8 protein-coding genes are annotated in these 14,258 nt (G+C 72.4%); 6 read left to right on the top strand and 2 right to left on the bottom strand.

Annotated features, from left to right (window positions below; translation table 11 throughout):
* Positions 1-84: 84 nt before the first annotated feature.
* Positions 85-3,012: a glycoside hydrolase family 48 protein gene (locus tag ABZY31_RS23810; RefSeq protein WP_356413478.1), complete on the bottom strand. Its 2,928-nt coding sequence runs from the start codon at positions 3,010-3,012 to the stop codon at positions 85-87.
* A 625-nt stretch (positions 3,013-3,637) separates the two neighbouring features.
* Here ABZY31_RS23810 and ABZY31_RS23805 point away from each other — a divergent pair.
* Positions 3,638-5,374 carry a glycoside hydrolase family 6 protein gene (locus tag ABZY31_RS23805; RefSeq protein ID WP_356413476.1) on the top strand — a complete coding sequence of 579 codons (1,737 nt, stop codon included), beginning with the start codon at positions 3,638-3,640 and terminating at the stop codon, positions 5,372-5,374.
* A 156-nt stretch (positions 5,375-5,530) separates the two neighbouring features.
* Here ABZY31_RS23805 and ABZY31_RS23800 read toward each other — a convergent pair whose 3' ends face one another.
* Positions 5,531-6,574, bottom strand: a complete 1,044-nt coding sequence (locus ABZY31_RS23800; RefSeq protein ID WP_356413474.1) for a LacI family DNA-binding transcriptional regulator — start codon at positions 6,572-6,574, stop codon at positions 5,531-5,533.
* 382 nt (positions 6,575-6,956) lie between these two features.
* Between ABZY31_RS23800 and ABZY31_RS23795 the strand changes: the two genes are divergently transcribed.
* The 5 genes from ABZY31_RS23795 (at position 6,957) to ABZY31_RS23775 (ending at position 14,174) form a co-directional block, all read left to right on the top strand.
* A complete protein-coding gene (locus ABZY31_RS23795) occupies positions 6,957-8,306 on the top strand; it encodes an ABC transporter substrate-binding protein (RefSeq protein ID WP_356413472.1) in 1,350 nt (449 codons plus the stop codon).
* A gap of 177 nt (positions 8,307-8,483) precedes the next feature.
* Complete coding sequence (locus ABZY31_RS23790) at positions 8,484-9,548, top strand: sugar ABC transporter permease (protein ID WP_356413470.1); 1,065 nt, start codon at positions 8,484-8,486, stop codon at positions 9,546-9,548.
* A 4-nt stretch (positions 9,549-9,552) separates the two neighbouring features.
* Complete coding sequence (locus tag ABZY31_RS23785) at positions 9,553-10,446, top strand: carbohydrate ABC transporter permease (protein ID WP_356413468.1); 894 nt, start codon at positions 9,553-9,555, stop codon at positions 10,444-10,446.
* 67 nt (positions 10,447-10,513) lie between these two features.
* Positions 10,514-11,956: a GH1 family beta-glucosidase gene (locus tag ABZY31_RS23780; RefSeq protein WP_356413466.1), complete on the top strand. Its 1,443-nt coding sequence runs from the start codon at positions 10,514-10,516 to the stop codon at positions 11,954-11,956.
* A 166-nt stretch (positions 11,957-12,122) separates the two neighbouring features.
* Positions 12,123-14,174 (top strand): FUSC family protein, encoded by a 2,052-nt coding sequence (locus ABZY31_RS23775; RefSeq protein WP_356413464.1) that lies wholly within the window; start codon positions 12,123-12,125, stop codon positions 14,172-14,174.
* Positions 14,175-14,258: the final 84 nt, after the last annotated feature.

Below are 14,258 nucleotides of genomic sequence, written 5' to 3'. Positions count from 1 at the left end.
TCGCCGACGCGCGGGGGCCGGGCAGGACTCGCGTCCTGCCCGGCCCCCTTCGTACGCGTCGCTGCCTGCGGGCGGGGCGGGCTGTTATTCGAGCAGTTCCGCGTACGAGCCCATGGCCAGGGCAATGTCCGCCTGGGCCCAGAACCGGTGGTAGCTGAAGACGGGCGCGGCGCCGCCCGCGAGGTAGGCCTCGACCTTCGGCCAGGCCGGGTCGTTCTTGTAGAAGCCGCGGATCGAGGCGAAGGTGGACGAGGAGTTCACCGCGTCGCCGTTCGGCATCTTTCCGGTCCACGTGCTCGGCACGTACACCGGGTCGTTGAAGCGCTTGTAGTCGGTCCGGGTCTCCGGGACGGAGAGGCCCAGCGGGTCCTGGTGGTGCGCCCACATGCCGTCGAGCAGGGCCTTGGCGACCCGCTTGGCCTCGGCGTTGCCGGACTTGGCGGCGTAGTAGGTCAGGGTCTTGGCGTAGGCGGCGGCCACGCCCACGTCGTCGGTGTAGTCGGCCACCGTGACGTGCAGGCCCGCGTTGGCGCCGGGAGCCGACGCGTTCCAGGTGTCGGGCGCGCCGGTCCACTGGAGGGTGGAGGGGATGCGGTAGGTGCCGTCCGGGTTGATCGTGGTCTTCGACAGGGCCCAGCCGACCCACTTGTCGAGCACGGTCTTGGCCGCGGGGTCGCCGGTCTGCCGGTAGAGCTCGGCGACCCGCTCCATCGACCAGGCCTGGAAGCCGAACCACTGGTTCGACGGCGGGTCCTGGTAGACCGGCTTCTCGTCGTAGAAGAGGCCGTGGAAGGTGGGGGTCCCGGCCGGGGGCTGCGCGTAGCGGCCCTGCCAGCTGTTGGTGGCGCCGCCCGCGATGGCGCCCTCGTCGGACTGGAGCCAGCGGTAGAACTCCAGCTGCCGGTCGAGGCTGGTCGCCCAGTCCGCGGCGCCCGTCGTCGACTTGGGCTTCAGCGGGGCGTACTCGCTGAGCGCGTAGGCCGCGAGGGGGTTCTGGTAGCCGCTGTGCGCGTGGCTGGAGCCGATGCGCCAGGACCAGCCGGCCGAGGTGTCGGTGGCGCCGCCCCAGGCGTAGTACCAGGACATCAGGTAGTGCGCGCTGTCCTTGCCGCTGCCCGCGGGGCACACGGTCGGGCCGACGCAGTTGCCGGCCTTCTTGAAGTACTTGTCGAACATGGAGTACCGCAGGTAGTCGCCCATCTTGGCCGCCTTGGAGACGGTCGCGGTGACCTGGGTCCCCTTGCCCTGCTCCTTGGCCCAGACGTCGGCCCAGTAGGCGGCCTGGATGGCCCGCGCGTCGGCGTCGGGGGCGTCGGTGAACTTCCACTGCTTGGCGTAGGAGGCGTCCCCGGTGAAGAGGTCGAGGTAGCCGTTCTTGCCGCCGTAGGAGAAGTTGTCGCAGGTGGGGTGCGGGACGGTCTCCCAGACCGACTCCTGCGGGCCGCGCTGGAAGGTGTTGATGTAGGAGGGTCCGGTCGCGCTGGGTCCGGCGGAGCACTTGCCGGGCTCGTTGCCGTAGCCGTATACGTTGTCGACGTCCTGGAGCCAGTGCATGCCGTAGATGTCGTCCGTGCCGTACGCGCCCTTCAGCTCACCGGCGATCGGGTCGGCGCCGGCGGCGACTCCCCCGTCGAGCTTGGCCGGGTACTGCGAGGGGAGGTCGTGCTCGGGGGCGTAGGTGGCGGGCTTGGAGGCGTTGTAGGAGCCGGTCGTGGGCTGGTCGGCGTGGGTGGGGATCATGAATTTCTCCATGGTCTCCCAGGCGCCGTTGAACTTGGTCCAGTCGCCGGTGACCTTTCCGTACATCGCCTGGAGCCAGATCAGGTAGCTGTACGCCTCCGAGGTCGTCTCGTGCCCGTGGTCGGGGGCCTCCACGATCAGTGTCTCCACGGAGTGGTACGGGATGCCCTCGGGCGAGAAGTAGCCGTTGGCCGGGTTGGTGATCTTCCCGTGGAGGTCCAGGAAACGGGCGTCGTAGGTGGAGTCGGCGGCCAGCTCGGCCACCGTCACCTCGGCCTTCGCGTGGCCGGGGGCGGTCACGGTGAAGACGGCCGAGCCGCTCCCGGTCGTCCCGGCGGTGACGGTCACCTTCTGGGCCGTGTTCCAGTTCGCCGGGGTGAAGGTGAGCGCAGCGGGCGCGGCGGCGAGGTCGGTGTTGCCCGAGGTGCGGGCGACGCCCACCGCGACGTTCGCGGCCGGCTGCTTGGAGAGCTTCACGTCGAAGGTGCCCGTCGCCCCGCGCCGTACGGAGAGCTGCACGGGCGCGGCGACGATCGCGGGGCCGGCGGCGACGGTGATGCCCACGGGCGCCGACTCGGCGGAGGCCCCGAGGGTGTCGTAGGCCTTGGCGTAGAGGGAGTGGGCGCCGGCGGCCAGACCGGCGGCGTCCAGGGTGAAGGGGGCCGCGGTGTCGGTGCCCAGGAGCGTGGTGCCGCTGTAGAACTCGACCTTGCCGACGGTGGCGCCGTCGGCCGCCGCGGCGGTGGCGGCGAGCGGCACGGGCGTGCCCGCCGTGTAGACGGCGCCGGGTGCGGGGCTGGTCAGGACGGCGACCGGGGGCTGGTGGGCGCCGGTGCAGGGGGTGCCGTTGACGGCGAAGGCGGTCGGGGCGGCGTTGGTCCCGCTGTAGTTGAACTGCGCTCCGGCGGTGACGGCCGCGCCGGCGGCCACCGTCCTGTTCCAGTCCGCCGCCGTGACGCTGACCCTCTTGCCGGACTGGGACCAGGTTCCGTTCCAGCCGTTGGTGAGCTGCTGGTTGCCCGCGTAGTCGTAGGTCAGCGTCCAGCCGTTCAGCGCGGTGGCGGAACGGTTGGTGAGGGTGAGCTCGGCGGTGAAGCCCGAGCCCCAATCGTTGATCGGCTTGTAGTCGACGCTGCACTGCACGGCGGCGGCCGCGGCGGGGGTGGCGCCGATGGCGGTGAAGCCGAGGGGGAGGCAGAGGGCGATGGCGGCGGCCGACGCGGTCAGCAGCCTGCGCCGTGCGTGACGAGGGGGTGGGGGAGGTGCAGACATGCGGATGGTTCTCCTCGCGGCTCGGGGAGACGGGGGGTGAAGAACGTGTACGCACAAGCTCTGAACCAGTGGGAGCGCTCCCACTCTGACGACGTGTCGGGATGCCGTCAAGACGCGTGAAGAGTCGAAAGCATTTCGCGCGGAATTTACTCAACCCCTCTTTTGCTTGGCGTCAGTTGACGCTACGGTCTGGCCCCAACCAGTGGGAGCGGTTCCACGGGTCGGCGCGCCGTCAGCGCGCGACCCTGTCGCAAGGACCCGCCCATGTGACGTCCCGCGTCGTGTGGGCACACCACCCCCGCCCCGGCCGCGCCCCGGGTTCCTCCGGTCGCGGGCGACCGGCGGGACCACCCGCGGACACGCGTTCCCCGAACGTCACGGCCGGGCCGACCCCGCGCCGCATCCGCTGCGTACGACGGCACCTCCCCCGTACGACCGCACCGCTGCGTACGACCGCACCCTCCGCGTACGACCGCACCGCCTCCGTACGACAGACCGCACCACTGCGTACGACCGCACCGCCTCCGTACGGCCGCACCCCCGCGGCACGACGCACACCCACCGCATCCGGCACCGGGCCGCGCGACCGCCTGCGCGCGCCCTGACCTGAAAGGCACCCCCCGACATGAGCCGCACGATCCCCCGCACCGCCCTGCTGGCGGCCCTCAGTCTCGTCACGGCGGCCGGCGCCACGGCCACCGTGTTCGGTACCACCGCCGGCGCCGCCACCGCCGGCTGCAAGGTCGAGTACCAGATCGGCAACCAGTGGAACACCGGCTTCGGCGCCAACGTGATCGTCACCAACACCGGTGACCCGGTCGCCTCCTGGACCCTGGAGTGGTCCTACGCGAACGGCCAGCAGGTCACCCAGGGCTGGAACGCCGCCATCACCCAGTCCGGCGCCGCCGTGACCGCGAAGAACCTGTCCTACAACGGGTCGCTGGCCACCGGCGGTTCGACCTCCTTCGGCTTCAACGGTTCGCACACCGGCACCAACTCCGTGCCCGCGACGTTCAAGCTCAACGGGGTCACCTGCAACGGCGCCACCGACCCGACCCAGCCGCCGACCACTCCGCCCACCACGCCTCCGACGACCCCGCCGCCGACCGGCGGCAAGGCCGACAACCCGTACGCCGGTGCCAAGGTCTACGTGAACCCCGAGTGGTCCGCCAACGCGGCGGCCGAGCCGGGCGGCGCCAAGGTCGCCAACCAGCCCACCGGCATCTGGCTCGACCGCATCGCCTCCCTGCAGAGCGCGCCCGGCCGCATGGGCCTGCGCGACCACCTGGACGCGGCCCTGAAGCAGAAGGGCAGCGGCGAACTCGTCGTCCAGCTGGTCGTCTACAACCTGCCCGGCCGTGACTGCTCCGCGCTCGCCTCCAACGGCGAACTGGGCCCCACCGAGATCGACAAGTACAAGACCCAGTACATCGACCCGCTCGCCACGATCCTCGCCGACTCCAAGTACGCCGGACTGCGGATCGTCACCACCGTCGAAATCGACTCGCTGCCGAACCTGGTCACCAACGTCTCCGGCCGTCCCACCGTCACGCCCAACTGCGACGTCATGAAGGCCAACGGCAACTACATCAAGGGCGTCGGCTACGCGCTGAAGAAGCTCGGCGCGATCCCCAACGTCTACAACTACGTCGACGCCGGCCACCACGGCTGGCTCGGCTGGGACGACAACATGGGCGCCTCCGCGGAGATGTTCAAGCAGGCGGCCACCGCCGAGGGCTCCACGCTCGCCAACGTGCACGGCTTCATCGTGAACACCGCCAACTACAGCGCCTTGAAGGAGGACCACTTCACGATCGACGACTCCGTCAACGGCACCTCCGTGCGCCAGTCGAAGTGGGTCGACTGGAACCGCTACACGGACGAACTGTCCTACGCGCAGGCCATGCGGTCCAAGCTGGTCTCCCTGGGATTCGACACCAACATCGGCATGCTGATCGACACCTCCCGCAACGGCTGGGGCGGCGCGGCCCGGCCGACCGGACCCGGCGCGCTCACCAGCGTGGACACCTACGTCAACGGCGGCCGCTACGACCGGCGCATCCACCTCGGCAACTGGTGCAACCAGTCGGGCGCCGGACTCGGCGAGCGGCCCAAGGCGGCCCCGGCGGCCGGCATCGACGCCTACGTGTGGATGAAGCCGCCGGGCGAGTCCGACGGGGCGAGCAAGGAGATCCCCAACAACGAGGGCAAGGGCTTCGACCGCATGTGCGACCCCACCTACACGGGCAACGTGCGCAACGGGAACAGCATGTCGGGAGCCCTCCCGAACGCCCCGCTCGCCGGGCAGTGGTTCTCCGCCCAGTTCCAGGAACTCGTGAAGAACGCCTACCCGGCGCTCTGACCCGGCGCGGGTGAAGCACCCGGAGCCGTACGGAGCCGCCCGGCTGCGTACGGCTCCGAGCCGCGTCCCGGGCGGGGCCGCGGTCCCTTGAGGGGCCGCCGTCCCGCTCGGGCCGCCGGGGTCAGGACCGGGATCAGGACCCGGGTCAGGACGGGATCAGGAGGAGTCCCGCACGATCAGTTCCGTCGGGAGGACCCGCGGCCCCTCCCCGGCCCCGGAGCCGCTCCCGGCGCCGGGGGCCTCCCCGATCTGCGCGAGCAGCAGCCGGGTCATCGTGCGGCCCATCTCCTCGATCGGCTGGCGCACGCTCGTCAGCGGCGGATCCATCAGCCGGGCCACGGCCGAATCGTCGACCCCGACGAGCGCGACGTCCTCGGGCACCTTCCGCCCGGCCTCGCGCAGCACACCGCGCGCGCCGGCGGCCATCACGTCGGAGGCGGCGAAGACCGCGTCCAGGTCCGGGGCGCGCTCCAGCAGCTCGCGCATCGCCACCCGGCCGCCCTCCTCGGTGAAGTCCCCGGTCGCCACGAGCGACTCGTCGGGCGCGATGCCCGCCTCGGTGAGCCCCGCGCGGTAGCCGCCGAGGCGCGCGCGGGCCACGTACATGTCGAGCGGGCCGCTGATGGTCGCGATCCGCCCTCTCCCCCGCCCCACGAGGTGGGCGACGGCCGCGCGGCCCGCGCCGATGTTGTCGGAGTCCACGTAGTCGACGGGCTCGGCCTCGGAGCGCCGGCCGTTCATGACCACCGGCAGACCGAGCTGTCTGATCCGGTCGGGCAGCGGGTCGTCCCCGTGGACGGACGCCAGCAGGACGCCGTCGACCCGCTGGGCGGCCAGGTAGTGCTCGAAGCGCTGCCGCTCCGCCTCGGTCCGGACCAGGGTGAGGAACAGCTGCTTGTCGGCCTTGCCGAGTTCGGCGCTCACCCCGCGGATCAGGTCGAGGAAGTACGGTTCCGCGAAGAGCCTCGCCTCGGTCTCCGGGATGACGAGGGCGACCGCGTCGGTCCGGCTCCCGGCCAGGGCCCGGGCCGCCTGATTGGGTACGTAGCCCAGCTCGGCGATGGCGCGGGCGACGGCGTCCCTGGCCTGCTCGCTCACGCGCGGCGAGCCGTTGATGACCCGGGAGACCGTGCCCCGGCCGACGCCGGCCAGGGCCGCGACCTCTTCCAGGGTGGGTCTGCCGTTCTGCCGTCCGCTCACGATCCTCGAACTCCCCTCAGGCGCCGTCGCACTCCGCCCCGCCGCCGTCGCACACGTTACGCCGACGCAATCTGTGGGAGCGCTCCCACACTACCCTCGTTACGCAGGTGATGTCACGACGTGCGTTCACTACCTGACGGGTGCTTCATCCGAACACAACGGAGGGCCGGGCGCCCAGGGCCACTCTGTAATGAATTCGCGTTCATCTCTTGACACCCGCACGCGCCAGGCAGCAACCTTCCGGCAGCGATGTGGGAGCGCTCCCATTCAAGGGTGCGACAACGGCCTTCACATCGGGTCCGGGCGCGCCCTCGCCGAGCCGCGAACAGCCCGCCCGACCCCCAGGCGCACAACGAGCACCACCTTGGACGAGGAGAGTGGAATGCGCACTTCCAGCAGCAGACGCGGCCGCGGCCGCCGCACGGCGATCACCGCGGCCGTCGCCGTCGTGACCGGTGCGGCCTTGCTCACCGGTTGCGCCGACGACGGCGGCAGCGGCGACGACAGCGCGGCCGGCGGCGAGAAGATCACGCTGCGGATCGGGACCTTCGGTTCTTTCGGCTATGACAACACCACCGGGGCGAAGCTCTACGCCGAGTACGAGAAGTCCCACCCCAACATCAAGATCGAAGAGTCGAACGTCGCCGACGCCCAGAAGTACTGGGACACGCTCAAGCTGCGCCTCTCCCGCGACAGCGGTCTCGCGGACATCCAGGCCGTGGAGGTCGGCTACATAGCGGAGGCCACCGGTCCCGCCCTGGGCGGCAAGTGGACCGACCTGGCCACCACGGGCGGCGCGAACCTCGGCGCGTTCCTGGACTGGAAGGTCAAGCAGGCCACGACGGGCGACGGCAAGGTCATCGGGCTCGGCACGGACATCGGCCCCATGGCCATCTGCTACAACAAGGACCTGTTCGCCAAGGCCGGACTGCCGACCGACCGCACCGAGGTCGCCAAGCTCTGGGCCGGCGACTGGGCCAAGTTCATCGCGACCGGCGAGACGTACAAGAAGAGCGCCCCGGCGGGGACCTCCTTCCACGACTCCGCGAGCGGTCTGTTCAACGCGGTGGTCTCCAGCGAGCCGGTGCAGTACGCGAACGCCAGGGGCGAGCTGGACTACGAGAACAGCCCCGGCGTGAAGAAGGCCTGGGACGCCGCCGTCGCGGCGTCGAAGGGCGAACTGACGGCGAAGCTGCGCCAGTTCGACGAGAAGGGCACCTGGAACGCGGCCTTCAAGAACTCGAAGTTCGCCACCGTGGCCTGCCCGAGCTGGATGACGGGCATCATCAAGGAGCAGGCGGGCCCCGAGAACCAGGGGAAGTGGGACATCGCCTCGCCGCCCGTACCGGGCAACTGGGGCGGCTCGTTCCTCGCCGTTCCGAAGTCCGGCAAGCACGCCAAGGAGGCGGCCGAGCTGGCCGCGTGGCTGACCGCTCCGGCGCAGCACGCCAAGGTGTTCGCCGTGAACGGCAACATCCCGTCCTCCAAGGACACGCTCAGCTCCCCGGCGGTGCAGGACGCCAAGATGCCGTACTTCGGTGACACGCCGCTCGGCCGGATCTACTCGCAGGCCGCGGTCGGCGTCACGCCCGCGCCGATCAGCCGGTGGGACGGCCAGGTGAAGACCTTCATCACGGACAACGGCCTCCTGGACATCGAGCAGCGCGGCACCGACCCGGCGAAGGCCTGGGAGAACGTGAAGAAGCTGGTCAACGACAAGATCGAGAAGTAGCGGGACCGCGCGACGGCCCGCCGCCACCGCCGCCTCCCCGCGGGTGGCGGCGGCCGCCGCGCCGTACACGGCACCCGACCGCGGCAGCCCGTCGGCGCCGCAGCTCCGCAGCACCGCGACTCCGCACCCCCCGCAGCACCGCAGCACCCGCACGCATCGACCTGGAAGGACGCCCCCGTGGCCACCTCCGTACGGGCGACCAGTGGCGGCTCCCCGCCGCCGGCCGCACCACCCCCGGGCCCCGGCGCCGGTCCCGGCTCCGGCCCGGGTTCCGCACCCGGCTCCCGCAAGCGTTCCTCCGGCCCGGGCGGCTGGCGCAGCACGCTCTACCGCCTCGATCTGAAGGCGGTCCCCTACCTCTTCGTCGCCCCCTTCTTCCTCACCTTCGCCGCCTTCGGCCTCTTCCCGCTGATCTACACGGGATGGCTCTCGCTGCACCGGGTCGAACTCGGCGGCAGCGCGACGTGGAAGGGGCTGGACAACTACAGCTCCCTGGCGGGCAGCGAGTTCTTCTGGAACGCGCTCGCCAACACCTTCACCATCGGTGTGATCTCCACCGTTCCACAGCTGCTGATGGCCCTCGGCCTGGCACACCTGCTCAACTACAAGCTGCGCGGCCGCGGGTTCTTCCGCGTCGCGATCCTGGCCCCGTACGCCACCTCGATCGCCGCGGCGACCCTCGTCTTCGCCCAGCTGTTCAACACCGACTACGGCCTGATCAACACCGGGCTCGGCCTGCTGGGCATCGATCCGGTGGCCTGGGAATCCTCCAAGTGGCCCGCGCAGATCGCCATTTCGACGATCGTGACCTGGCGCTGGACCGGGTACAACGCGCTCATCTACCTGGCGGCGATGCAGGCCGTGCCGCAGGACCTCTACGAGGCCGCGGCGCTGGACGGTGCCTCGCGCTGGCGCCAGTTCCTCAGCGTCACCATCCCGTCCATCCGGCCGACCATCCTCTTCACCGTCATCGTCTCCACCATCGGCGCGACCCAGCTCTTCGGCGAGCCGATGCTCTTCGGCGGCAGCGTCGGCATCAGCGGCGGCAGCGGCAACCAGTTCCAGACGCTCAGCCTGCTCATGTACGAGAAGGGCTGGGTGACCGGCGCGCTGGGCCAGGCCTCCGCCATCGCCTGGGTCATGCTGCTGCTCCTGCTGCTCGTCGGCGGCCTCCAGGCGCTGCTCTCCCGCTCGAACCGCAAGCGACACGACGCCCGCACGCGCAGGAAGGCGGGGAGCTGACCTCATGGCCCGCACACTCGACACGATCACCGTCCCGGCTCCGCGCACCAGGCGGCTGCGGCCGTCGGCGGGCCGCCAGCACCACGCGGGACCGCTGACCTACGTCCTGCTGGGGCTGGCCGCCCTGATCTCCCTCTTCCCGCTGTACTGGAACCTCGTCGCCGCGTCCCACACGGGCGAGCGCGTGGTGGAGGCCCCGGCCCCGCTCCTGCCCGGCCCGCGGCTCTTCGACAACCTCACCTTCGCCTGGAACCAGGTGGACATGGGCGAGGCGCTGGTCAACACGACGGTCGTGGCGGGGCTCGTGGCCCTGTCCACCGTCCTGTTCTCCACCCTGGCCGGCTTCGCCTTCGCCAAGCTGCCCTTCAGGGGCCGGAGCGCGATGCTGGCTCTCGTGGTGGCGACCATGACCATCCCGCCGCAGCTGAGCGTGATCCCGCTCTACCAGATCATCACCGACCTCGGCTGGGTGGACCAGCTCCAGTCCGTCGTCCTGCCCTCGCTGGTCGCCGCCTTCGGCGTGTTCTTCATGCGCCAGTACCTGATCGAGGCCCTGCCGGTGGAGCTGGTGGAAGCGGCGCGGGTGGACGGCGCGCACAGCATGCGCATCATCTGGCACGTCGTGTTCCCGGTGGCCCGGCCCGCGATGGCGGTCCTCGGGATGCTCGTCTTCGTCCAGGCCTGGAACGACTTCTTCTGGCCGTTCATCGCCCTCACGCCCGACGGGAACCCGACGCTCCAGGTGGCGCTGGCCGGCCTCGGTTCGGGCAACCACACCGTCGACCAGGCCGTCGTCCTGACCGGCGCCCTCATCTCCACCCTGCCGCTGCTGCTGGTCTTCGCCGTGCTCGGCAAGCACATCGTGGGCGGGATCACCGCCGGCGCCGTCAAGAACTGACGGCGGCCGCCCGCACCGCCCCGTACGGCACCCCCTTCATCCACCCCTGCGTTGGGAGCGCTCCTCCATGACCGCGTCCGAGACCCGGCCACTCACCTCCGCCCGCACCTTCCCGCCCGACTTCCTGTGGGGCACGGCCACCGCCGCCTACCAGATCGAGGGCGCCGCCCGCGAGGACGGCCGGACCCCGTCCATCTGGGACACCTTCTCCCACACCCCCGGCAAGGTCTTCGAGGGCCACACCGGTGACGTGGCGGTGGACCACTACCACCGGTTCCGCGAGGACGTCCGCCTGATGTCCGAACTGGGCCTGAACTCCTACCGGTTCTCGGTGTCCTGGTCGCGGGTCCAGCCGACCGGCCGGGGCCCCGCCGTTCAGCGGGGGCTGGACTTCTACCGCCGGCTGGTCGACGAGCTGCTCGCCGCCGGGATCGAGCCCAACCTCACCCTCTACCACTGGGACCTGCCCCAGGAGCTGGAGGACGCGGGCGGCTGGCCGGAGCGCGCGACCGCGGAGCGGTTCGCCGAGTACGCGGGCATCGTCGGCGACGCCCTCGGGGACCGGGTGCAACGCTGGATCACGCTGAACGAGCCCTGGTGCAGCGCGTTCCTCGGCTACGGCTCCGGGGTGCACGCCCCGGGCCGCACCGACCCGGTCGACGCCCTGCGCGCAGCCCACCACCTCAACCTCGGTCACGGCCTGGCCGTCCAGGCGCTGCGGGCCGCGGTGCCCGGGGGCGGCCGGATCGCGGTCTCCCTCAACCTGCACGAGCTGCGCCCGCTGACCCCCTCGGCCGAGGACCTGGAGGCCGTCCGCCGGATCGACGCCGTGGGCAACCGGATCTGGCTGGGCCCCATGCTGGAGGGCGCCTACCCGGCCGACCTGTTCGAGGACACGGCCCGGCTGACGGACTGGTCCTTCGTCCGGGACGGCGACACGGCCACGAGCCACCAGCCGCTGGACCTGCTCGCTATCAACTACTACACGCCCACGGTCGTCGCGCACGTCGCGCAGGGCGAGGAGAAGCCGCAGGACGACGGACACGGCGACAGCGGGCACTCCCCCTGGCCCGGCGCGGACGACGTGGCCTTCCACCGGGCGCCGGGCGAGCGCACGGCGATGGGGTGGCCGGTCGATCCGAGCGCGCTCCACGACCTGCTGACCCGGACCGCCGCCCGGTATCCCGGGCTGCCGCTCGTCATCAGCGAGAACGGAGCGGCGTACGAGGACGTGGTCGGCCCGGACGGCACGGTCCACGACCCGGAGCGCGCCGCGTATGTCCACGCCCACCTCGACGCCGTGCACCGGGCGATCGACTCCGGGGTGGACGTGCGCGGTTACTTCCTCTGGTCGCTGCTCGACAACTTCGAGTGGGCGTACGGGTACGCGAAGCGGTTCGGCGCCGTGCACGTCGATTACGACACCCTCAAGCGCACGCCCAAGTCCAGCGCGCACTGGTACGCGGGGGTGGCGCGCACGGGCGAGCTGCGCGCTCCCGGCGAGGCGTGAGCGCAGGGGCCCGCGCGGCGCGGGACGGCTGAGCGCCGGCTCCGGGGGGAGCGGCGGGGTGGCCCGGGCGGACACCGCCCGGGCCACCGGCCGGTCGGGGCGCGCACGGCCGGTGCGCGCCCCGGCCGGTGTGGTGGGAGCCGGGGAACGGTCCGATGCTGGAGTCATGGGCGTCCACCGTGAGGACGGCGCGGGCCCGGCCCGGGCGGCCCGGCTCGCGGTCCGCACCACGCTCGCCGCGTGCGCCGGGTTCTTCGTGTGCCTGTACGGGCTGGACCGGCCCGTCGCGGCGACGTACGCGCTGTTCGGGGTGGTCTCCATGGCCGCCCTCTCGCACATTCCCGGCACCGGGCGCCGTCGGGCGGCCGTCCTGGTCAGGACGGTGCCCGTGGCCTGGGCGCTGGTGAGCGCGGGCACCTGCCTCGCGGTGCGGACCTGGAGCGCCGTGGCCGGCATGCTGCTGATCGGCTTCGTCCTGGCCTTCGCGGCGGCGGCCGGGCCGCGCGCGGCGGGGGCGGCTCCCGGGTTGCAACTGCTCTACATCCTGCCGTGCTTCCCGCCCTACGCGCCGGACACGCTGGCCGAGCGGCTCGCGGGGGTGAGCTTCGGGCTCGCGCTGCTGGTCCTCGCCGAGGTCTTCGTCCTGCCCGAACCGGCCGCGCCGACCTACCGGGAGCTGGCGGCCGGAGCGGCCGGTACCGCGGCCCGCTGCGCGGCCGAGCTGGCCCGCGGACCGTATCCGCTGTCCGGTGCCTCGGCGGGGGTGGCGCGGGCGTCCGGGGAGGCGCTGCGGCCCCTGCGGGTGGCCGAGGCCGAACGGCCCGCCGGGCCGGGTCTGCGCGACCGCGCCCTCGGCCACGCCGGACTGGCCGCCCGTACCCTGCTCGGCCGCCTGGTGGGCCTCCCCGCTCCTCCCCCGGGCGGGCCGCCGGGCGAGGGAGCGGAGCTGCTGGACGCGGTCGCCGTATCCGCTGCCGGGACCGCGGGCCTGCTGCGGGGCCCGGAGCGCGGGAGCCGTGCGGACGGCCCCGCCGCTCCGGACGCGGCCGCCGACGCCCTGCGGTGCGTACGGGCGCGCACCCTGGCGGCGGCCGCGGACGAGCGGCCCACGACCGCGGCCCGGGGCCTGCGCCGGGCGGCCCTGCTGGAGGTCGCGGACGCCGCCATGGCCTTCTCCACGGCGGCCCGGCTGGCGGTGGAGGGCCGCCGGGCGCGGGCGCCCGCCGTGACCGATCCCGGCCGCTTCTGGTACGCCGGGCAGAGCGCGCCCCGCCTCTGGTGGCACCGGCTGGCCGCGCACGCGGGCCCCCGGTCCGTGTACTTCCAGAACGCCGTCCGCATCAGCCTCGCGCTCGCGGCGGCCCGTACGATCGCGGGCCTGGAGTCGCTGCCGCACGGATTCTGGGCGATGCTCGCCGTCCTCAGCCTGACCCGGACCACGGCCTCCCAGACCCGTGCGACGGTGCGCCGGGCGCTCCTGGGCACCCTGGTCGGCGCGGTGGTGACCGCCGCCGTGCTGGCGCTGGTCGGCGGCCGCACCACCGTCTACGCCGTGTCCCTGCCGTTCGTCATGCTCGTCGCCTTCCGGGTGGGGCCGGTGCGGGGGGTGGGATGGGCGCAGGGCATGTTCACCCTCGTCGTGGCCTTCGTCTTCGCCCAACTGGCGCCGGTCACCTGGCGGCTGGCCGAGATCAGGATCATGGACGTGGTCGTCGGCAGCCTGATCGGCGTCGTGTTCGGGCTGCTCGCCTGGCCGCGGGGGGCGCAAGAGGAACTGCGGCGCGCGGTCGCCCTGATGCTGTCACGGGCGGCCGAGACCGTCGAGGGGGCCACGGCCGCCGCGGCGCTGGGCGGCCCGGGAGCCGTCCCCGACGACCGCCCGCTCCAACTCGCCCTCTCGCTCGCGGAGTCGGCATACGCGCAGTACCAGAGCGAGCCGGGGGGCACCGCGGAGGGTGCCGGGTCCGCCGGGGCGGTGGGAGCCGCCGGGGGCCCGCCGGACTGGCAGGCGCGCATGATGACCGGCCACCACGTGCTGTGGGGTTCGAGGCGGCTGCTGGGACCCGGTGGGCCGGCCCTCGGTGCGCAGGAGGGCGCGTGGCTGTGCGGACGCGCGGCCGAGGATGTGGCGTTGGGTCTTCGGGGTTCGGTGACGGTGGCCGCGGATCTGTTCGACGAGGCGTGGGCTGGGCGGATCGCCGGGTACTGGTCGTGCTGAACCTGCACTGGCCGCAGCTGGCCGGCTTCGTCCAGCCGCTGGGCGGCGAGTACGCCGTACGCCGCTCCCTGCTGGAGCGGCTGC

It is taken from the genome of Streptomyces sp. NPDC006529 (genome assembly GCF_040611795.1).
Classification (GTDB): domain Bacteria; phylum Actinomycetota; class Actinomycetes; order Streptomycetales; family Streptomycetaceae; genus Streptomyces.
The sequence above is the reverse complement of the archived record's forward strand: the minus strand, read 5'-3'. Positions and strand labels throughout refer to the sequence as shown.